The 19582-nt window shown below is 71.2% G+C and carries 15 protein-coding genes and 2 pseudogenes; 6 read left to right on the top strand and 11 right to left on the bottom strand.

Annotated elements, in window-relative coordinates; genetic code table 11:
* Positions 1 to 113: 113 nt before the first annotated feature.
* Together ACQ614_RS37990 and ACQ614_RS37985 are read right to left on the bottom strand one after the other, a co-directional pair.
* Positions 114 to 1922 (bottom strand): adenylyl cyclase, encoded by a 1809-nt coding sequence (locus ACQ614_RS37990; protein ID WP_431683697.1) that lies wholly within the window; start codon positions 1920 to 1922, stop codon positions 114 to 116.
* A 695-nt stretch (positions 1923 to 2617) separates the two neighbouring features.
* Positions 2618 to 3670: a ferritin-like domain-containing protein gene (locus ACQ614_RS37985; RefSeq protein ID WP_431683696.1), complete on the bottom strand. Its 1053-nt coding sequence runs from the start codon at positions 3668 to 3670 to the stop codon at positions 2618 to 2620.
* A 473-nt stretch (positions 3671 to 4143) separates the two neighbouring features.
* On the opposite strand from ACQ614_RS37985, the gene ACQ614_RS37980 reads away from it, so the two are divergent.
* Positions 4144 to 4647 carry a hypothetical protein gene (locus ACQ614_RS37980; RefSeq protein ID WP_431683695.1) on the top strand — a complete coding sequence of 168 codons (504 nt, stop codon included), beginning with the start codon at positions 4144 to 4146 and terminating at the stop codon, positions 4645 to 4647.
* Positions 4648 to 5335: 688 nt separating this feature from the next.
* Positions 5336 to 5950: a hypothetical protein gene (locus ACQ614_RS37975; RefSeq protein ID WP_431683694.1), complete on the top strand. Its 615-nt coding sequence runs from the start codon at positions 5336 to 5338 to the stop codon at positions 5948 to 5950.
* 294 nt (positions 5951 to 6244) lie between these two features.
* On the opposite strand, the gene ACQ614_RS37970 is transcribed toward ACQ614_RS37975, so the two are convergent.
* Complete coding sequence (locus ACQ614_RS37970) at positions 6245 to 6436, bottom strand: hypothetical protein (protein WP_431683693.1); 192 nt, start codon at positions 6434 to 6436, stop codon at positions 6245 to 6247.
* A 516-nt stretch (positions 6437 to 6952) separates the two neighbouring features.
* On the opposite strand from ACQ614_RS37970, the gene ACQ614_RS37965 reads away from it, so the two are divergent.
* Complete coding sequence (locus tag ACQ614_RS37965) at positions 6953 to 7429, top strand: hypothetical protein (protein WP_431683692.1); 477 nt, start codon at positions 6953 to 6955, stop codon at positions 7427 to 7429.
* Between the two features lie 157 nt (positions 7430 to 7586).
* Here ACQ614_RS37965 and ACQ614_RS37960 read toward each other — a convergent pair whose 3' ends face one another.
* From ACQ614_RS37960 to ACQ614_RS37945, 4 genes and pseudogenes are all read right to left on the bottom strand, one after another.
* On the bottom strand, positions 7587 to 8990 hold the full coding sequence (locus ACQ614_RS37960) for an IS1380 family transposase (protein ID WP_431683691.1): 1404 nt from the start codon (positions 8988 to 8990) through the stop codon (positions 7587 to 7589).
* 235 nt (positions 8991 to 9225) lie between these two features.
* Positions 9226 to 10236 carry a quinone oxidoreductase family protein gene (locus ACQ614_RS37955; protein ID WP_431683690.1) on the bottom strand — a complete coding sequence of 337 codons (1011 nt, stop codon included), beginning with the start codon at positions 10234 to 10236 and terminating at the stop codon, positions 9226 to 9228.
* A 237-nt stretch (positions 10237 to 10473) separates the two neighbouring features.
* A pseudogene (locus ACQ614_RS37950) lies at positions 10474 to 10863 on the bottom strand (transposase); the annotation flags it as partial.
* Positions 10864 to 10979: 116 nt separating this feature from the next.
* Positions 10980 to 12166: pseudogene (locus ACQ614_RS37945) on the bottom strand (IS4 family transposase); the annotation flags it as partial.
* An 841-nt stretch (positions 12167 to 13007) separates the two neighbouring features.
* On the opposite strand from ACQ614_RS37945, the gene ACQ614_RS37940 reads away from it, so the two are divergent.
* The 3 genes from ACQ614_RS37940 (at position 13008) to ACQ614_RS37930 (ending at position 15442) form a co-directional block, all read left to right on the top strand.
* Positions 13008 to 13919 (top strand): transglycosylase SLT domain-containing protein, encoded by a 912-nt coding sequence (locus ACQ614_RS37940; protein WP_431683689.1) that lies wholly within the window; start codon positions 13008 to 13010, stop codon positions 13917 to 13919.
* Positions 13920 to 14144: 225 nt separating this feature from the next.
* Positions 14145 to 14558: a PPOX class F420-dependent oxidoreductase gene (locus ACQ614_RS37935; protein WP_431683688.1), complete on the top strand. Its 414-nt coding sequence runs from the start codon at positions 14145 to 14147 to the stop codon at positions 14556 to 14558.
* A 509-nt stretch (positions 14559 to 15067) separates the two neighbouring features.
* Positions 15068 to 15442 carry a hypothetical protein gene (locus tag ACQ614_RS37930; protein ID WP_431683687.1) on the top strand — a complete coding sequence of 125 codons (375 nt, stop codon included), beginning with the start codon at positions 15068 to 15070 and terminating at the stop codon, positions 15440 to 15442.
* A 44-nt stretch (positions 15443 to 15486) separates the two neighbouring features.
* On the opposite strand, the gene ACQ614_RS37925 is transcribed toward ACQ614_RS37930, so the two are convergent.
* The 4 genes from ACQ614_RS37925 to ACQ614_RS37910 form a co-directional block, all read right to left on the bottom strand.
* Positions 15487 to 16353 carry an NmrA family NAD(P)-binding protein gene (locus tag ACQ614_RS37925; protein WP_431683686.1) on the bottom strand — a complete coding sequence of 289 codons (867 nt, stop codon included), beginning with the start codon at positions 16351 to 16353 and terminating at the stop codon, positions 15487 to 15489.
* Positions 16350 to 16850 carry a hypothetical protein gene (locus ACQ614_RS37920; protein WP_431683685.1) on the bottom strand — a complete coding sequence of 167 codons (501 nt, stop codon included), beginning with the start codon at positions 16848 to 16850 and terminating at the stop codon, positions 16350 to 16352. The genes ACQ614_RS37925 and ACQ614_RS37920 overlap by 4 nt, the downstream gene beginning before the upstream one ends.
* A 116-nt stretch (positions 16851 to 16966) precedes the next feature.
* The gene (locus ACQ614_RS37915; RefSeq protein ID WP_431683684.1) at positions 16967 to 17488 is read right to left on the bottom strand and encodes a MarR family winged helix-turn-helix transcriptional regulator; all 522 of its coding nucleotides are present in this window, start codon (positions 17486 to 17488) and stop codon (positions 16967 to 16969) included.
* Positions 17489 to 18231: 743 nt separating this feature from the next.
* A complete protein-coding gene (locus tag ACQ614_RS37910; protein ID WP_431683683.1) occupies positions 18232 to 19359 on the bottom strand; it encodes a DUF418 domain-containing protein in 1128 nt (375 codons plus the stop codon).
* Positions 19360 to 19582 lie beyond the last annotated feature (223 nt).

Genomic DNA, 19582 nt, shown 5'->3' with positions numbered 1-19582 from the left:
GACGGCAATGACACGCCCCGGTGAGCCGGAGATCATGGCCTGGGCGTCCGGCCGCGGTGCGAAGGTGCCCGGCAGGGCGGTGCCGGGAGGCCCGGCACCGCCCCGGTGGCGGGTCAGGCGGTCGCAACGCCGTTCGAGTAGCTCTTCATGAAGTAGGTGCCGAATCCGTTCTGCACCGGATCGCCGCTGTTGTTGATGCAGTGCAGGATGCCGCCGCCGCCGGGGCCGTTGAGACAGACGGTCATCAGGTCGGTGAGGACGACGCCGGGGGTGTCGGGGACCTCGTAGGCCCGGTCGGCGTAGATGTCGGCCTGCAGGTTGAAGTAGCAGTAGCTGCCCAGGCCCCAGGCCCGGTGGTCGGTGACGGAGTCGGCGACCTTGTACGCGGCGTAGCCGCGGGTGCCGTGGTGGACCCAGGCGGACTGCGTGGGGACGTCGTAGGGGTGCTCGTTCTGGAAGAAGTAGGTGCGGCCGTGGTTGCCGTTCCAGAGCACCTCGTACTTCTGGAAGTGCTCGGCGAACAGGCCGTAGGTGGTGACCCGGTCGCCGTTGACGAGGAAGCCGGTGCCGGCGGGGTTGACCGACCAGCCGACGCTGCCGTCGAGGCCGTGGTCCGCGCGCCAGATCCAGATGTGGTCGACGATCACGTCGTTGCTGTCGATCCGGATGCCGACCTCGGTGCCGCCGGGCAGGACGCCGCCCACGCGGGCGAAGACGTCGAAGAGCGCGGTGGGGCGGCTGGAGTGGTTCCTCCGGCTGCGGCCGTTCCCGACCCGGAGCAGGACCGGGGAGCCGGCCGAGGCGGCCTCGAGGAGAAGGCCCGCGACGGAGACGTCGTCCACGTCGGCGACCTCGACGAGCGCGTTGCCGTCGACTGCCTGCAGGGTGGCCAGACCCAGGCCGAGCACGACGGTCCCGGGCCGGGACACCTGCAGAGGGGCGGAGAGCGGGTAGATGCCCGGGGTGAACAGCAGGTGCCGGCCCTGGGAGAGGGCTCGGTTGAGGGTTCTGGCGGAGTCGCCGGGCCGGGCCACGTGGAATCCGGACAGCGGGATGCTGTGTCCGGCGGCCTTGCCGGAGGCCCAGGTCGTCCCGGTGGAGTTGCGGCGCAGAGCGGGGACGAAGACGTGGAACGAGCCGTGGGCGTCCACGGTGAGGAACGGCTTCTCCCGGATGACGGGGGTGCGGTCGACCGTGGTCATCGGAGGGCTGGGGAAGCTCTGGGCGGGAGCACCCTGGGTGCCGACGAAGACCATGTTCCAGTTGGAGCCGGTCCAGCTGCCGAAGGTGTCGTTGCGGGACAGCCACTGCTGCTGCGAACCCGACTCGACCTGGCCGTCCACCAGGCTGTCGGCGAGGAATCCGCCGCTGGACCAGCGGTTGCCGGGCGGGCTGGGCCACAGGGTCATGTTGCCCTTGACGTGGGTGCGGCGCATCGGGGCCGCCTGCGAGACCGCCCAGCGTTCCAGGCCGTCCGGCGGGGCGATGCACAGGTTCTCGGCGGCCCGCCAGAAGTTCTGGGTGCCGTTGCCCTCGAACCACTGCGCGTCGGCGGTGACGTGCCCGTTGATCACGACGTCGTCGGGGCTCTTGCCGAGGCCCAGCACGTGCGTGTAGAAGCCGACGTTGATGTCGACGTTGTAGGTGCCCGGCTTGAAGGCCAGGGCGTACCGCTCCGTGCCGAACTGGTTGGACTCCTGGATCTTGAACACGGCATCGACCTGGGCCTGGATCGCCGCGTCGCCCATGGAGGGGTCGAAGACCAAAACGTTGGCGCCCAGGACGTTGGTGCCCAGGTCGGTGCTGCCGCGGGCGCCTGACGCAGCGGAGGCCGGGCCGGTCGCAAGACTGCCGGCCACGGGCAGTGCGGCGGCGATCGCTGCGCCGCGGAGCACGGTCCGGCGGGTCGGGGTGACAGACATGACTCTCCCTGGCGTGGGTGGATGGGGAGGGGGCCGGGACAGGTCCTCGGCACGGTGAGAGCGCTCTCTCACTCGCGGTGGAGAGTGAAGCACCGGGGCGATGTGGCGTCAATAGGGTTCAGGCATCGGGTGGTTCGGCTGTGGACTTGCGCTCGGAGCAGCACCCGCTGCCTGCTGTCGTCGATCACCAGCGTGAACGCTGCGTCGACCCGCACGGCCGGCGTGCCGGCGCCTGCGCCTCACCTGCGCCGGGATGGGACACGGGTTCGCGCCGATGTCACTCCCGTGGGGCGGCTACGCCCGGTCCGTGCCGACGTGGTGGTCGACGCGGGAGGGGCGGGTGTTCACTGCGGCCCCGCCAGGGGCAGGGGCCGCAGTCGGCAGTGCCGGCCCACAGGAGCAGGTCCAGTTCCATCCCCCGGCACGCCTTCCGCCGCAACGCTGCTCACCGCATTCCGGCCACCGTGACGGCCCACCTCGGAGCCACTCCAGCAGGACTTCGATGTCCTGCCTGCCAGAGGTGCTTGGGTGATTGCAAGGGCTGATGGCCGATCAGGGACGGTCCTCATGGGACCGCCCCTCGATCGTGTGCAGCCGGCACTGGTAGTGACATCGGCGGGAATCCGCCGGGTGGCGGCATCGCCAACCGCGGCGAGGAGCACCGACCACAACGGTGCTTCCACGAACGGGACTGCTCACTCCTCGACGTACAGGAACTCCGGCCCGTAGGTCTTCCCACTGCCGTCGGGCAGTTCCAGCTGTACGAGCTTCCGCGCCTCGGTGCGCATCCCGCCCATGCGGCCGATCGCCGTGAACAGCGCGTCCGAGTCACCCGTCTGCCAGGCTTCCTCCAGTGCCCGCAGCATTGCGCTGAAATGCGCGTTGAATGCGCCGAGCACCTGCTGCACCTCGGGCGCGGGCGCGTTCGGCCCGCCGTTGGCCCACCCGCCTTCCGGCACTCTCGCCATGGGGTAGGCCGGAGGCAACGGAACGTCATCGCCCTTGAAGTCCCAGACGACCGGGTTCTCCGACACCTTGATCAGCTTCTTGCCGCGGAACATCTCCCGGAACACGTAGAAGTGCGCCAGTTCGCCGGGCTTGCCGGGGAAGGGGTTCTCGGGTGAGGCGGAGGTCCCCTCGCCCTGCTCCTTGATGATCTCGATGGCGGCCCGGACCTTCTTGATGGTGTCGAGCGGAACGATCGTGTCGCCCTGGCCGTGGCTCTCCAGGGAGAACTCGATCTGCCGGTCGCCGCTGATCAGGTGCTGCTGCGTCTCGAACACCTCCCCGATCGCGGCGTAGAAGGCCCCGATGGTCGCGGAGGCGTCCATCTGGGCGACCGGATGCTCCGGGCGTTCGATCTCGGAGAACATCTCGACCGAGTCCTTGGTCAGACCCTCGAGGAAGATGATGAGATCGGGCCGCACGCCGCCCGGCAGAGCACGCTCGTACCTCGGGACCACTTTCGGATCGGCAAGGATCGGTGTCCCTCCGATGCTGGTGAGCATGTTGCACACGAGTCCCACATGGGTCATCTCGTCGAAGATGACCTCCCGGATGTCCTTGGCAACCGCCGCGTTCGGTTCCTTGATCGACCACAGGGCGCTCGCATACGGACCGATGGTCGCGATCTCCACCATGACTGCCTGCTGCAGGGAGTTCCTCAGCCACTCCGCATCGCGGTCCGCAGGGAGGACTCCCAGCAGCTCCACGATGGCATTGCTCTCGTACTCCAGGACCTGGGTCATGCCCCGCCTCTCTTCCGCATGCAGACAGAATGAAAGCCTTGCCCATTCAGCAGGCCGGTCAGGCGATGGGCGCGTGAAGCTCGCTGACGGTTCACCCGATCGCGGCGGCAGCGCAGCACGAGATCACCGCTTCATACGGACGCGCCACGGATATGACGAGCGCCGCGGCGCTGTCCCCGTCACGGTTGGCGTCGGCGGCGTCGTTCTCGCCGCCGCAGCTCGCAGCTTCACGGTGGCGGAGCGGACGGAGGACGGACGGAGGTGGGACTCCGCGGGCTGACCCGCCGCCCGGGCGAGACGCGCTCGCCCGCGGAGACAGACAGTGAACCTCTTTCATCCTGAGGCCGTCACCGTGCGCGGTGGCGGCTGTGGCTGCACGACGCGCTCGTACGGCCGCGTTGGCTCTGCCGGGTGGTCTCCTTGGAGTCGACTCCGGTGGCCGTCGGGCGTGCCGCCCGGCGGGATCGAGCCCGGTGCGTCAGCATGCCGGAGAGGCGCCGTACCCCGAAGCGGCAGCCCAGGTCGCCGTTGTCCCGTTCGTAGACCGGAGCGCCGGCGGGTCGTGTCCGCCGGCGCGGCTGGTCCCTGAAGAATCGGAGTTCTCCCTGATGGTGACAACCATTTTCCGCATTGACGCGCCCCCGATCGGCATCGAGATCACGGGCAAAGGATCCAATCCCACCGAGGAGGAGATGGAGGAGGAGCTGAAGGCCCGGCAGGCCTTCCTGGACGCCGTCTCGCCCCACCTCGCAGCGCTGAGGAAGCGGCCGGACCACCGTTCGGGCAACGTCGTGTCAGTGGACTTGCACGGCGCGGACGTGTGGTCCCGGCTGAATCAGTACCTGCTCATGGTGACTGTCGACATCGGCGATCCGCGCATCGACTTCGACTCCTTCCTGCCGACCGGCAGCACCGTCAAGCTGGTGGGAAGCGACTTCACCCCGCTCTCCCACTGGCCGGACGGCAACAAGACCTGACCAGCGCCCCGGCACTGGCCCCGGATCCTGTCGTGACGGGATCCGGGGCGGTCCTCTTCGATACGGCCGACCGGTGCAGGATGCGGCCGTGTCGGTGGCGTGCGAGGACTTGGCCGGGTGGGCCGGTGCGGGACACTCCCGTGGTGGGACGGCTGTGTACTCCCCTGCCGGCCGGATCCCGGTGTGCGGACGGCAGGACACCCTCTCCAAGCACAGGTGCTCAGGGCCCCGGCGCAGGTCGCGGGCTCGCTGCGCGGACCGGTCGGTGTCACCAGCCCTGCGGGCGGCGCTGCGCGAACCGTCCACTGCTGGGAGTCACCCGTGCCCGTACGGACGGGGGATCCTTGGTGGCACTTGCTGACTTCCCGCGGTGTCGCCTTGGTGCAGTTTCCGAGCACGCAGGCGTCGGGGGCCTCAGGGCAGGTCGAGGCGGGCAGACGGGCGCGGCATGTCCTGGACCGCCGCATCTGCATGGTCCGCCAGACGGCGGTCACGCCGGACGGCCGCTGCGCGGCGCGTTGCAGAAGACCGTAGATTCGCTCCTGTCGTCATGCAGAGAAGTTCCAGCATGGCAACGGAATCCGACAGAGCGCTCGTCCGCAGCTCGTCGAAGAGGTCCGGGAGTCACCCGAAGCGCGGAGACCTTCATCAGGCTGACCGGAATTCCCACAGGAACGGAAATCCATCCATGGCAGAGGCAGAACGCGCGGTGATCGCGCTGGAGCTCCACCCCAAGAGCGATGTGACGCCCGAGGACATCAAGGACGCGGTCGTGGACCACGTCGTCAGCCAGATGGCGCGGCTTCGCCGGGCGGGCAATGTGAGCGCGGTGCGCCTGCTGCGGGACCGCGCCGACGGCCGCCACCTCCTGCTGGTGTCGACGGACAGCTTCTGGGACCCGGACGGCACGATCGCGGAACTCGGGCCCCTCGCCGAGATCGACGCCCTCGGTGGGTTCCACTTCATCAGGCTGCCCTCCCTCGACCGGGGGCAGACCGACCCCGCCCGTGACTTCGGCAACGGCATTCGCCTCTTCGAGCTTCGTCCGGCCTCCGGACACACCGCCGACGACCTCGCCGAAGCGGTCGACACCCAGCTCGCCTCCCTGGTCGGCGCACCCCCCACCCGAGGCGGGAACGTCCTGAACGTCTCACTGCTTCGGCAGGGAACCGCCGACCGCCATCTCCTCTTCTTCGGCGTGGACACCGGTACGTCTCCCAGGAACGAGAGCCGCCTCGCCGCCCTCCGCGACACCTCGGACGTCAACGAGCTCGGCTCGTTCATCCAGCAGCCCCTGTCCTGACGGTCAGTCCTCTGCGAGGACGCCGGTCGCGACAGAGAGTCGCGCAACTTATCGTTACCGGGCAATCGCCCGGTGGCCCAGGGCTGTGTCGGCGATCTGCCACGACAGCCGTAGTTCGTGATCCGGCGGGTGTTCGTGCTGGTCGGCGAGGTGTGGGAACAGTCGGACATGACGAGGTGTGACTCACGATCAACACGCGGCGGCCGCGATCACAGTGGCGCACGAGCGGGATTCAGGCGTACCCGCTTGCCATACCCGGCACCGGCACTGCCCCCGCCCTGGCCCCCCTGGATATCAACGAAACCGACGGCCACCAGCGCCGGGCACGGCTGCGCCAACGTCGCCCACTTCATCGACCGCGTCGGCCGCGCGATCGCTTGATCCGACGCGCGGCGATTCACCGGCGGAGGTATCGGCCTGCGCATCGGCGGCGGTGCGCTCGGCCCGGCGGTCGGCGAGCATCTCGTAGCGCAGTGCGTGGGCCATGCGCAGCAAGCGCTGGGTCGCTGCGGGGCCCTGCTTCGACTGCGAGAGGCTGGACTGGGCGTTTCCTTCTGAGCTTGTTCTCAACGTCTGACATCGATCGGCTGTTCTCAGCCGCCCTCGTGGCAGCCCCATCCGCCCCTTCCGGATACCGGCGCCTGCCCGCAGTGCGAAAGCAGGGCCCAGGTAAGAGCCGAGCCGACGTCGCTGAGCACCACTCCAAGGCGTCAGTGACGTCGTTTTCCGCGCTGGTTGGGAGGCAGCCCACGCAAGGGGATGTCGAGTCCCATCCATCCTCACTCCAGTGGCGTTGCCAACGGGCAGAGGTGTCAACGAATCGACACTCTTGTGCTGGGTGCGAAGATCGGGGGTACTCGTCGCTGCCCCCGGTCGTCCCCTACTTGGCACTCTCGACGTCACTCCCTCGCCCCGAGCACCTCGAGAATCTCAGCCGCAGGCCCTGCGCCCCCTGATGCCTGGCCCATGTCCACTAGCTGTTCTGCAAGAAAGGCGCTGAATATGACGGACATCGCGACCATCGAGGCTGCGATCTCGGCCGCCACGGCGGCCATCGGCCTCATCGATAAATTCGGCGATCAAGTGGTGCGGTTCATCACGAAGAGGCCAGAACCGGCCGTGCCACCCGAATACCGTATGCAAATCGAGGAAGCTGACGGGGCCCTCGTCTCTCGATCCCATGGGCAGGAGGTGCAGCGAATCACCGTGGACGATCTGAAGCATCTGCCAGAGCCCCTGGTTCGGCATGTCTCCGTCCTGGAGGGGGCGATGGAGAGGCACTACAAGATCTGGGCAGCTGTCTATCCGCAACTCGCCACTATGGATGGCGTCCAGAAGGCAAAAGTAGAGTTGCAGTTGCAGGAAGTCATTCGAGACATGAGAACGGATCTGGATGGGATCCTGGCCTTCCTTGAGTCATGCGGGCTTCAACTTGACGACCACTACCAGCACATCCGCTATCTGGTACGTGAGGTCTAACCTCCGCGTTTCGGTTGGGGTGGTTGAGCTGGGTTGATCTTCCGGGTCGGTCGTGATGAGGCTGCTGTCGAGGAACGGGCATGCCGAGGGCCCGGCGCGATGGCCGGGTGCTCCTGTGGGTCCTCGGGTCGTGGGTGGTCAGTGGCGGTTTCGTCTGTCAGGTGGCCGGTCGGGGCAGTGCGATCAGGCGGCTGAACGCTGCGGTCAGTTCGTGTCGCCAGGGCCAGGTGGCGGCGATCCGCAGGCGTAGGCGGCGGGCTCCGCGGGTGATCCGGGCGGCGGCGTGCAGGAGGCGGTAGCGGAGCTTCTTGGGCTCGGCGGTGGCCAACTCGCCGTCCAGCAGCAGGGTTCGGGTCCAGGCGAGCAGGTCGATGGCGGTCAGGGACAGCTCCAGCCAGGCCTGGTTGATCGCGAAGTGGCGGGAGGGGAAGCGGCCGAAGCCGGAGCTCTTGCCGCAGCGGATGTGGTCCTCGACCCGGGCGTGGGCGCGGTGGCGGACCTCCAGATGCTGCAGTGAACCTTCGCCGGCGGGCGTATCGGTGAGGAAGACCTGGTGGCGCATGCCCTCGTCCTGGTCGAACAGGGACAGCTGGGCCCCAGGGTGGGGCCGCTCACGGCGGACGATGATGCGGGTGCCGTCCGGGTGTCCGGTGAGGTCGACCAGGCCGGTCAGCTCGGCGACCTCGGCCCCGGCACGGAGGGAACCGTCCTGTTCCAGCGCTGGGTGCCAGACCTGTTCGGGCAGTGCGCGAATGGCTCTGCGGACCTGGTCGGTGACGGCGTGCCCGACCGAGAACGTGGTCCGGATCCCGCGTTGCCGCAGGGCTCGCAGGTGGGCGAGGAAGGCCTTGGCGCCGCCCGCGCTGTCGGCGCGGACGAGGACCGGGGTGCCGTGGCGGTGGGCATCGGGGATCTGGGCGAGGGCCTGGTCGAGGACGGTGATGTGGTCGGCGGCGGTGTTCGCGCCGGCGTTGCCCGGTCGCAGGAGACCTGCCAGGGCCTCGCCGGTGTTGTCCAGGAAGCACAGCATCGGGTGGTAACCGAAGCCGCGTTTGTATGTGGCGGCGGCCTGTTCCTTCTCGGAGTGGCAGGTGACCAGGGTGGCGTCGATGTCCAGCACCAGACCCGGCAGTTCACGTCCTCCGGCATGCGATGCGGGTATCGGGCGTCCGGTCTCGCCGGCCTGCAGCCAGGCGACCTCGCGGGCCCTGGCCCGCGCTGCCCGTAGGGCGTTCAGGGCTGCCGCGTCGATGCCGGCCAGCACGCGCCAGGCGGTCGGGGTGGAGGCGACGGGGCCGAACACCTCGTGCTGGTCGCGCAGTACGGCGAGGTCACAAATCGCCTCGCCGCCGTCGGCGAGCATCACCGCCAGGTCCACCGCGACACGGCCGGGATCGTGCCCGGTCCCGCGTGGTCGCAGCCGGTGCAGGGCATCGGAGAAGGCACTGGTCAGCGTGGTGGCATCAGCCAGATCCGCGAGCAGACGCGAGCCGGCGTGGCTGACCACCCCGTGCCCGTCGGCGCTGACGACAAGCTTGGGACGTGAGCGGGTAGGGTGCACGCAGAAAGTGCCTTCCTGCTGGAACGACTGGGACCTTAGACAAGCCTCATCGTTGCAGCTCAGAAGGCACTTTCTCTTTTTCGATCATGATCCGGACGCAACCCCAGATGAAACGCGCAGGTTAGAAGCGAAAGCTCCTTCTCTGGCAGGCGCCCGCGCGTTGAGCGGGCCATCGTGACGGCACCCCAGTACGGGACCCAGGTATCCCCGCCGTGTCACCCAGCGGAACCCTGCATCAGCTGCGCGTCCCCTCGCGGTATCCAATAACGGCTGCATCCGGTACAACGAGCAGCTTGCCGGTGGTACGCCGAGCCTCCAGATCGCTGTGGGCCTGGGCGGCCTCGGACAATGCGTAGCGGCCCGTTACGGTGACCTCAAGCGCCTTGGAGCGCACCCACTCGAACACATCGGCGGCCCGTCGGAGCAGTTCGGACCGATCGGCGATGAAGTCCCCGAGGCTGGGCCGGATCAGGGTCAGCGAACCGCCCTGGGCGAGCCGAATCGGATCAAACGGCGGCACGGCACCACTTGCCGCGCCGAAGAGCACGAGATGGCCGCGGGTTCGCAGGCTGGCGAGGCTCGCATCGAAGGTGTGCGCGCCGACGCCGTCGAAGACAACCGGCAGTCCCTGACCGCCGTTGAGCCGCCTCACCTCGGCTGCGAGATCGTCGACTGCGGAGGAAAGGATCACCTCAGCGGCCCCGGCACGCTTCGCCAGCTCGGCCTTCGCCGCGGTCGACGTCGTGCCGATCACCCTGCCGCCGAGGTGGGTGATGAGCTGGGTCAAAAGGAGCCCCATGCCACCAGCAGCCGCATGCACGAGCACCGTGTCGCCCCGCTGGACCGGGTAAGCGTCTGTGACGAGATAGTGCGCGGTCATTCCTTGCAGGAGCACGGCGGCGGCGGTCTCGAAGCCGATATCGTCGGGCAGCGGCACCAGCCGCGAGGAGTCCACGACGGCCCGCTCGGCATAGGTGCCGGGAATCTCCACCCAACCGACCCGGTCCCCCACGGCGACGTCAGCCACGTCCGGTCCAACTTCGACGACCGTGCCAGCGCCCTCAGTGCCCGGGGTGAAAGGCAGCGGGAGGACGTATCGACCCTCGCGGTGGTAGACGTCGAGGAAGTTGACCCCGGATGCGGCGACCTCCACGACCGCCTCGCCCGGACCCGGCCGCGGCTGGTCCACATCGGCCTCCTGCAGCACCTCGGGACCGCCCACTTCGTACACCTGAATCGCTCGCATGACCCTCCAATGGTGGCTCTCATCCCCTACCAACCCCGTTGATGGGGACCCGATTCCCGGCATGCAGATCAACGCCCGCCGGCGCCACACGCCACGACCAAGATCATCGCACAGCAAGATCACTTATGGGACAGCCCTTAAGGGCTGTCCCATAAGTGACCGTTGAGATGGCCGGGACAAGGTGGGCTGATCGCCGGCGGGTCGGGCTATGCGGCCTGGAGAAGGTTGTGGAAGGCCCTAACAGAATGCTTGGACGCGCCGGTAGAGGATGAGGCAGGTGGCGAGTTGCAGGAAGCCGTCGTGGATGTCGTCGCGGTGCTCCCAGCGGATTCTGAGGTGGCGGAAGCCGTGCAGCCAGGCCAGGGCACGCTCAACCACCCAGCGGTAGGTGCCCAGTCCTGAACCGTGAGTCTGTCCGCGGCGGGCGATGACCGGGGTCACGCCCAGAGCACGGACCAGCCGGCGGTGGCTGTCGTGGTCGTAGCCGCGGTCCGCGTACAGCAGCCCGGGCCGGCGTCGGGGCCTGCCCACCCGGCCACGTACCGGTGGGATCGCCTGCAGCAGCGGGATCAACTGGGTGACATCGTTGCGGTTGCCACCGGTGAGCGAGACCGCCAACGGAGTGCCGCGCAGTTGGACATCTTGCGTTTGATCACGCGGGGGTTGGAGCGCAACCGCCTTGCAGGCAGGAGGCGTTCCGTGATCTCACGCAGGCTCCGGGTGGTGGCCCGGGCGAGTCGGGAGGGGGAAAGCGCCGCCTGCCCGGTCACATGGCGACGGACGATGCGGAGGGTGCGGGTAAAAGAGATCCGGTCCGGGTCGTGTCCGTCCCGCAGTGCGGCCCGGTGCATCAGGTCCCGCAGCGCGTGGTGGACCAGCAGGAACGCGAAGACCTCCTGCTCGACCCCGCGCGGGTGCTGCGAGCGCAGGACCAGGCTGGACCCGCCCTGGTGGGTCTTGATCTCGTCGAGGGTGTTCTCGATCTCCCACCGCTGGGCATACAGGGCGGCGAGCTCAGCGGCCGGTGCCTCGGCGGGATCGAGGATGCTGGTGATCAGCCGGTAGACGGTGCCGTCACCGCCGAGTGTGTACTCGACGACGCGCACCCGCTCCGGGTCCGTCCGCCGGTAGTGGTCCCGGGCGGCGACGATCTCCGACAGGTAGGAGCCGTCCTCGAGCGTCTCGACGACCGGCAGCACGACCACACTCCGCACCCGCCACAGCAGATCGGCGCCGCCCGCCTTCGCGGCCCGCCACAGATCCAGGCCGCAAAAGCCGCGGTCGGCCAGCACGAGCATGCCCTCGGCCAGTGCGGGGAACACCCCCTCGGCCAGGACGGTCTCGTGGACGGACAGCGGACCCACCTCGGCCGCGAACACCGCATGGGTGCCGCACTCGGCCAGCGCCACCACCCTGGCCTGCGGATATGCGCTGCGGCCCTGACCGCGGCTGGTGCCCGGTCGGCCGAAGAACTCCGCGTTCGCCGCCGTGTCCGGAACATCGAAGACCGTGCCGTCCACCGCGACCAGCCGCCACCGCCGGTACCAGGCGCCCGGGCGACGGCCACCGGCCGACAGACCCGGGCGAACAGCATGCGCAACGGCTCCGGTCCCAACCGCAGCCGGGCCCGGCCGATCGCCGCCGTCGTCGGCACCCGCCACACCTTCGCCCACCGGCCCTCGCCCTCGAGCCCCTGCACGAGAAGCCGGGCCACCTCCTCATAGCCCTGGCCGAAGAACAGGCACATCGCCAGGACGAAGTAGACCACCACCCGCGCCGGCAGCAACCGGTGCCGCTGCTCGACCCGGCCGCACTCCGCGACCACCTCATCGCTCAACTCCGGCGGAAACGCCCGCGTCAGCACCCCCAACGCGATCCGATCCGACAACCGGTCACCCACCGGCGACTTCACCTGTCCAGGACGTGGCACCTCGGCCGCCTTCCAGTCGGCGGTGTCCCCCCAGGTCGGCCCGATGCACGACAGGAGCTGCGCAAGCCCGCTCACGGCACCGGCTCCCCCGGCCTCGCTGCCGGCCGTCACAGCGTCGGTCCGGAAGGCGCATGCTCGCGCGTCGATTCCGCCCACGGCCCTGACGGCCCGCGCGTCGAAACTCTCGTCCATGACCGGGCACAGTAGCCGGTGGCGCCCGAGGACGGCCGGGCCGGCGTCGCGGCGACCTGCCGGACGCCCCTTCCCGGCCCCGTTGCCCATGGTCCCGTACGGGACGGGCCGGGCCCGCCGCTGCCACCGACCGCCCGGGCGCGCAAGCCGGCGGGTGTTTTTGTGATATCCGCCGCGTTCGGGGCTTTTTGCAGGAAAAGTCTGGACTCCGGCGTCGCCGGAGGGATAGAAAACCCCAACCCCGTCGGTCAGTGCACCGACCAATGTCCGCAGGGACCCTCGCGGTGCCGATCCCCGGCCGCACCGGGTACGTCCGCCCCGATGCGCCCTGCACGCCCACCGCCCCGCTCTCCTGCCGAGGTGACACCGTGACAGCGATCAGCGATTGCCCGCGGGACGGCCCCGTCCCCGGGCACGTGTCTCCGAGCCCACCCCGCGTCTGACCCCGCCGCCTCCTCAGCTGCTGCCACCACCGTGCCCGCCCGGCCCCTCGGACGCCCGGGGCGTCCGCCCGGGCAGCTCGTGCTGCCCGCAGACATCCCCCGGCCTTCCCGCGCAGCGCTGCCGTGTGTCCCGTTTCGCGCACCGTGCGCTGCGACCCGTCCCCCGTTCGTGCGACCTGTCGCCCCTTCTGTGTCCCGGAGCCCCCATGCCGAAGCACGCCCGACCGCGCCGCCTCCCGGCCGTTCTCCTGTCCGGCCGGTGGATCACCACCGCGGCCCTGGCGACCGCGGCCGTCGCCGTCACCACCGCCAATGCGGCCCCCGGCCACCCCGACGGCTCCGCTCAGGCCACCTCGGCCGGCAGCCGGACTCCGCAGCTCGAACCCACGGCCTGGAGCACTCCCCCGCCGGCCCGCCACACCGCTGCGACGAGCCGCACCACCGGCGCCATCCCCGCGCAGCGCACCGGCTCCCCCACGCAGCGCACGGCCGTGCCCGTACAGCGCAGCACCGGCACCAGGCACACGGCGGACCCCTCACCGCACGCCGTGCGCCCGACCGCCGCGCCGACGAGGGCGGCCCGCCAGCGGACGGCCGACCGGGCGGGCACCGCCGGGCCCGGCACCACCGCCCGGAGCACGACCACGCCGACCCAGGCCGCACCCTCGACGGCACCGATCGCCTCCACCGCCTCGAACGCCACCGCCCGGACGGGAGCCCCCGGCAGCGCGCAGCCCACCACGCCCTCCACCGCGGCGACGAGCCCCCAGCCGGCCGCCGCCCCCACCGCCCAGGCCGCCGGCGACCTGGACGGCTGGATCAAGGAAGCGCTGGCCGTCATGGCCGAGCACCACATTCCCGGCACCTACGACGGGATCCACCGCAACATCATGCGGGAGTCGTCCGGCAATCCGCGGGCCATCAACCTCACCGACTCCAACGCCGCCGCCGGACACCCCTCCAAGGGCCTCCTCCAGGTCATCGACCCCACCTTCCAGGCCTACCACGTGCCGGGCACCTCCACCGACATCTACGACCCGGTGGCCAACATCACCGCGGCCTGCAACTACGCCGCCCACTTCTACGGATCTATCGACAACGTCAACGGCCCCTACTGACCCCGACAGCCGCCGGGCCACCGGCGGCCGCCCCGGCCAGTCCGGCCGGGGCGCAGCGGGCGGTGTGGGGACGGTCGGCGCGGTGCCGTGCCTGCGGGTCCCGGGCGGTGCATGGGTCGGCGCGTGTTCGGCGGGCGCTTTGTCCTCGGCGGCCGTGGTGGGTGGGGGTTGCGAGTGGCCCGGGCGGGATGCGGGGTTGACGGGGCGGCAGATAGTCTCGCCGGAATGACAGCCATGCTGAACGGTTCCGTCCGGGCCCTGCTCGATGCGCCGGTACCCGCCGTCCTCGCCACCCTCAACCCGGACGGAAGCCCGCAGACGTCGGTGGTGTGGGTCGGCCGCGACGGTGACGACCTGCTCGTCTCGACGGCCGCCGGACGGCGCAAGGAACGCAATCTGCGCCGTGATCCCCGCGCCAGCCTCACCGTGTACGACCCGGCCGACCCACTGCGGTACGTGGAGATACGCGGCCTCGCCACCGTCACCGAAGACACCGGCCGCTCGCTTGCGGTCACGCTCGCCGAACAGTACGAAGGCCCCGGTGCCGGTCAGGAGTACCTCGACCTGCCGACGGAGGTGCTCCGCGTCGTCGTCCGCATCAGCCCGACCAGGGTGGTCGGGACCGCCGCCACCGCCTGACCGCTCGTCATCGGGGCGTTGCTGCCCGGGGCGGGTGCTCGCGGGGGCGGCGGGGGCGCCCCCGCCGCCCCCGCGAGCACCCGCCGGTGCGGGCAGGGGGCCAGGACTCCTGGCACCGGCGTCCGAGCGGGCCGGACACGGCGCCGGGGCGCAGCCGGACACCCGGCGGGTGGGGCGGACGGGACGTCAGGGGCCGGCCGTGCCCGGGGCGGCACACCGGCCCACACCCCGAAGGAACCGGCTGGCACCAGGCACCGGAGGCGACCCGCCGGGCATGCACTTCGCGGACGCCGACCGCCACGGCCCCGATCCCACCGGCCCGGGCCGGCCAACACGACGCGGCCCGGCGGCCGGCGACAGGACGGCACGACCAGGATCCTGACCGTGACGACCAGCGACGGCCGAAAGACCGACCCCGCGTCTCAGCACCCCGACGCGGCCGACGGACAATGGCCGAGGCCACGGACCGGCCACACCGGCCGCACCGATCAACGAAAGGCAGAGAACAGATGACCCTCGAGGAAGGCCGACGCGTCAGGCTGATGGAGGACCTCGCAATCGGCGAGGCAGTCGCCGGACAGCCCGCAGCCGTCGTCGGACTCCTCTCCCTGGGGGCCGGGGTCGAGGGCACTGTCGAACGGGTGGACGGGGAGCTCCCGGAAAGCCACGAGGTCCGCGAGTACCAGCGACTCAAAGAACTGTTCGAGGACTACGGGCACACCATGCCGGAAGCCAGCCGGAAACGGCTCGAAGCCGAGATCGCCGCACTGGAACCGGAATGGGCCGCCCACCAGGAGCAGGGCAACCGGGTGACGGTCCGGGTCCGCTGGGACAACGGCCTCGTCCTCGACGGGGCGCACCAGGACATCCTCACCCCGTTGTGAAACACCGGCCAAAGCCGGGCCCGGCCCGGTGTCCTGCCCGGCGGTCAGCGGAACCGGTGCAGGTTCTCGCCGAGGAAGGCCTCCAGGGTGCGCGGGGCGCGCCCGGCGAGGCGGTGGAAGGTGTCGTCCGGCGTCTCCCTGCGGACCACCGCGAGCTGCTGGATCTCCACCACGTGGGTGGCCAGCCAGTCCGGCATCCCGGCCCGGCCGACCAGGTGGGCGTGCAGCTCGGACGGGCCCAGATCGAGGTATCGGATCGGCCGGCCGAGCAACTCGCCCAGCAGCGTGGTGAGTTCCGGGTAGCTGTAGGCCCGCCCGCCGGTGAGCGGGTACGTGCCGCCGGCCGGCTCCGGGCGGGTGAGGACCGCGGCCGCGGCGTCCCCGATGTCCCGGACGTCCACGTAGTTGCACCGCGCCCGGCCCATCGCACCGTGCACCACCCCGGCCGCGGCGATGCCGGGCGCCAGGAGCAGCAGCTTCTGCATGAAGGCGTACGGCCGCAGGACGGTGGTGGTGATGCCGGAGGACCGCAGCCGCTCCTCGACCAGGTGGTGGCCGCGGGAGACGGCGACGGGAGAGTCCGGTTCGGCGGCGGGCGCGGAGACCTTGACGATGTGTTCCACGCCGCAGTCGACGGCCGCCTCGATCGCGTTCAGCTCGTACCGGACCTGGTGCGGGCCGTTGGCCATGGTGAGGAAGAGCTGATGCGCGCCGCGGAACGCCGCCCGCAGGGAGGGCGGGTCTGCTGCGTCGGCCGGGAGGACCACCGTCCGCTCGCGCGTGTGCCCGTCGAGTGCGGCGGCCAGGCGGGCGGGGTCGCGGCTCAGGGCGCGGCTCGGTGTGCCGAGGGCGGCGAGGCTGCGCAGGGCGGCGCCGCCGGTGGCGCCACCGGCGCCCATGATGACGATCATGACGACTGCCTTTCGGTTCGGGATGTGCTCTCGGGTCGGGGTGCGGTGGGGAGCCGGCGCTCCGGTGTGCGGGTCGGGCGGCTGCCGCGCCGGCGCCAGGTGGTGATGGTGGCCGCGATGGCCGAGGAGACCGGCAGGTCGATCGGCAGCCGCTGCGGCCACGGGCTGTCGGCGAGGGCCGGAACCTGCGGCAGCCAGCGGGCCGCGGCGAGGCCGACGGCCAGGCCGAGCGCCGCGGTGGCCAGGCCCAGGGTGGCGGCCGCGAGCGAGCGCGGCATCCGGGCCCGGGTGCGGACCGGACGGCGCCGAAGTGCGCCGAGGGCGGCGGCCACCAGGGCGGAGGTGCCGCCGATGGTGGTGAGCGCCGCGGTCACCAGGTGCGGCTGCCGGGTGACGGCCCCGCCGAGACCGGCCGTCACGGCGGGCATGGCGTAGGCGACCAGGACCTCGCGCCACAGGACGAAGCGCCCAGGGGCGCCGCGGGCCTTCTTGCTCATGGAATGTCCTTCCGACTGGTTGATCAGGTGATTAGGAACCTAACTATTTGTGCTTAGGTGCCTAACTATTTGGCCCGAAAGAGAGGCGGACCGCCTGGCGGCCCGCCCGAGTGGGGTCAGTCCCGGGTGAGTGCGTCGATGCCCGCGACCACCCGGGCCAGCAGGTCGAGGAAGGTGGCGCGCTCCTCGGGAGAGAGCCCGCCGACCAGCGCCTGCATCCTGGTGAAATGCTCGGGTGCCAGGTCGCGCAGCTTGTCGGCGCCGCGCGCGGTGAGGATCACCACGTTGCCGCGCCCGTCCTCGGTGGACGGCCGGCGGGCCACCAGGCCCTCCCGCTCCAGGCCGTCGACCAGGCCCGTCACGGTCGCCCGGGAGACGCCGAGGCTCGCCGCGAGCTGGGAGGGCGACTTCTCGCCGCCGTGGTCCTCCAGGTCGGCCAGCAGCCGGTAGCGGCCGGTCGAGAGGCCGAAGCGGCCGAAGTGCACCTCGCCCGCCTGACCGATCCGGGCACCGGCCGCCATCAGCCGCGCCGCGACCAGGACCGCCTGCGGATCGGCCGTCAGGCCGTAGCGGGCGATCTGGCGGCGCGCCTGGTCGAGAGTGGGGGCGCCGAGGCCGGTATCGGGATGCTGGGTCACGAGAAGTAATATGGCACCTAATCAGATCCCCGGTCAAGCAGCACCGAAGGCTCCCGGACGACGCGGGAAGCGATCCGGGACGGCGCCCGCCCGGCGCGCTCGAGGACGCTCCGGCCCGTCGCGCCGCACGGCGGCCGACCCGCACACGCCCCACCGCCCCCGGAGCCGGCTCAAGCGCGGCACCCCTTGAGGACGGCCTCGGCGGAGCCGTCCGTCATCCGGCCATCTCCGACGACGGCCGCCGGGGACGCAACATTTCCGGCACCCCGCCACGTGTAGAAGTCGACGCGGGGCACCACCGCCCCGGGCAACTCGGCACGGACGACGGAACCAGGGGCCGGGCACGGATGTCGCCGGAACGCGAGAAGTTGTTCGAACAGTTCGCCGCAGCCCGCTACGGGGCGCTGCGCCGCACCGCCTACCTGCTGTGCGGCGACTGGCACCTGGCCGAGGACCTGGTGCAGGCGACCCTGATCAAGGTGTACGCACGGCCGAAGCCGTCGGCCGGGTCGGCGGCCGTCACCGCGATGCCACCGCCGACTACGGCCGCGGTCGGCGCTCTCCGGTGGTCACCGGGCCCGGGACCACGGCGGGGTCGGTGCGGACGGCCCCAGCCGGGTCACCTCCGGCCGAGTCACCTCCGGCCCGGCGCCGCATCGGTGGCGGTGGCCGGCGCCGCCGCGCAGCGCCCGGTGCAGCACAGCCGCGAAGACGGACGGCCGGAACGGGACGACCCGCCTCGACTACGGCACCAGGCGGGCGACCCCGGCCGCCCGGTGCATCACCGCCTCCAGCGGACCACGGGCGAACCGTGCCGTCCACAGTCCGGCCGCCGCCAGCGTCCCGGCGACGAACGCGGCGAACAGCGGCAGCGGCGGCCCCGGATCCAGCTCGATCCCGAACAGCACGACCACCACGACGTGCCCCACGTACGCCGTCAGCGACAGCCGCCCCACAGCCGCCACAGCCGCCACCGCGGCCGCGCCGGCACCCGCCGCGGCCGGACGGGCGGTCAGTTCCACGCAGCCGGCGACCACCAGCAGCGCGAACCCCAGGGCGCCCAGCACCTCGAAGCTCGTCCCGGTGTGCGGCGCTGCGCCCAGCAGGCCGACCGGATCACCGAGGCCGACCACGCCCGACCCCTCCTCCGGCACCTCCGCACCCAGCAGCCGCACCGCGAGCCAGGAACCCCCGTACCCGAGCACCAGCAACCCGGCCCCGACCGTCGCGGCCCACCGCCGGACGGCCGGCCCGGACGGGTCGAGGCGCGCCAGGGCCATCCCCGCGAGCACGAACGGCATCCAAGTGGCGGCCGGATAGGCCCCGGTGAGCAGCGGTTCGGCGAGGCGCCGGGGCAGGACGTCGGCCGCCCCGGCCGCGCGCAGTGCGTACGAGAGCTGGGGTGCCAGCAGCGCCCAGGCCACGGCGAGGCCGGCCAGCGGCGCGGCGGGCAGGCGGAGCAGCGGCAGGGCGAGCAGGAAGTACGCGCCGTACGCGGCGAGGATGAGGCTGACGGGCGGGTCGAGCGCGTCCAGGGCGGTACCCAGCAGGATCAGCAGCGCGGCGCGGACGGCAATCCCGGCGGCCGTCCGGCGGCCGTTCTGCCCGGTCCCCGGACGGCGGCCGGCGAGCAGCACCAGCGAACAGCCGGCGAGCACCGCGAACAGCGCGGAAGCCCGCCCGTGGGCGAGGCGCATGGCGGCGCCGACCGGGCCTCCGACCTCCGGGTCGGGCCCGAGGTGTGCGGCGAACATTCCGAACACCGCGAGGCCCCGGGCCAGATCCAGCCCGACCAGGCGACCGGGGCGCGCCCCCGAGTGCTTCGGGCGGCCCTCGGAGGCGGTCGCGGTCCCGGCGGCGGTTTCTGACATGCCGTCCACTCTGCCGGGCCCGGACCCCGTACCGCATCGGGCGGCCGGGCGACGACACGACCCGCCGACCGGCGGGGTCGGCACGGCCCTCGCCCAAGCCGGTCGGCACGTCCCTGTGCCCACCGAGGTCGGCGGCCGGCGTCTCCTCGGCAGAGGCAAGGGTGTTGAAAGGGCCGGGCCTTGCCCCGGCCGCCGAGGTCACGTAAGTTCACCGGATGTGAAC

This window comes from Kitasatospora dryopteridis, from assembly GCF_050749075.1.
Classification (GTDB): domain Bacteria; phylum Actinomycetota; class Actinomycetes; order Streptomycetales; family Streptomycetaceae; genus Kitasatospora.
This window is presented reverse-complemented; position numbering and strand designations above follow the sequence as displayed.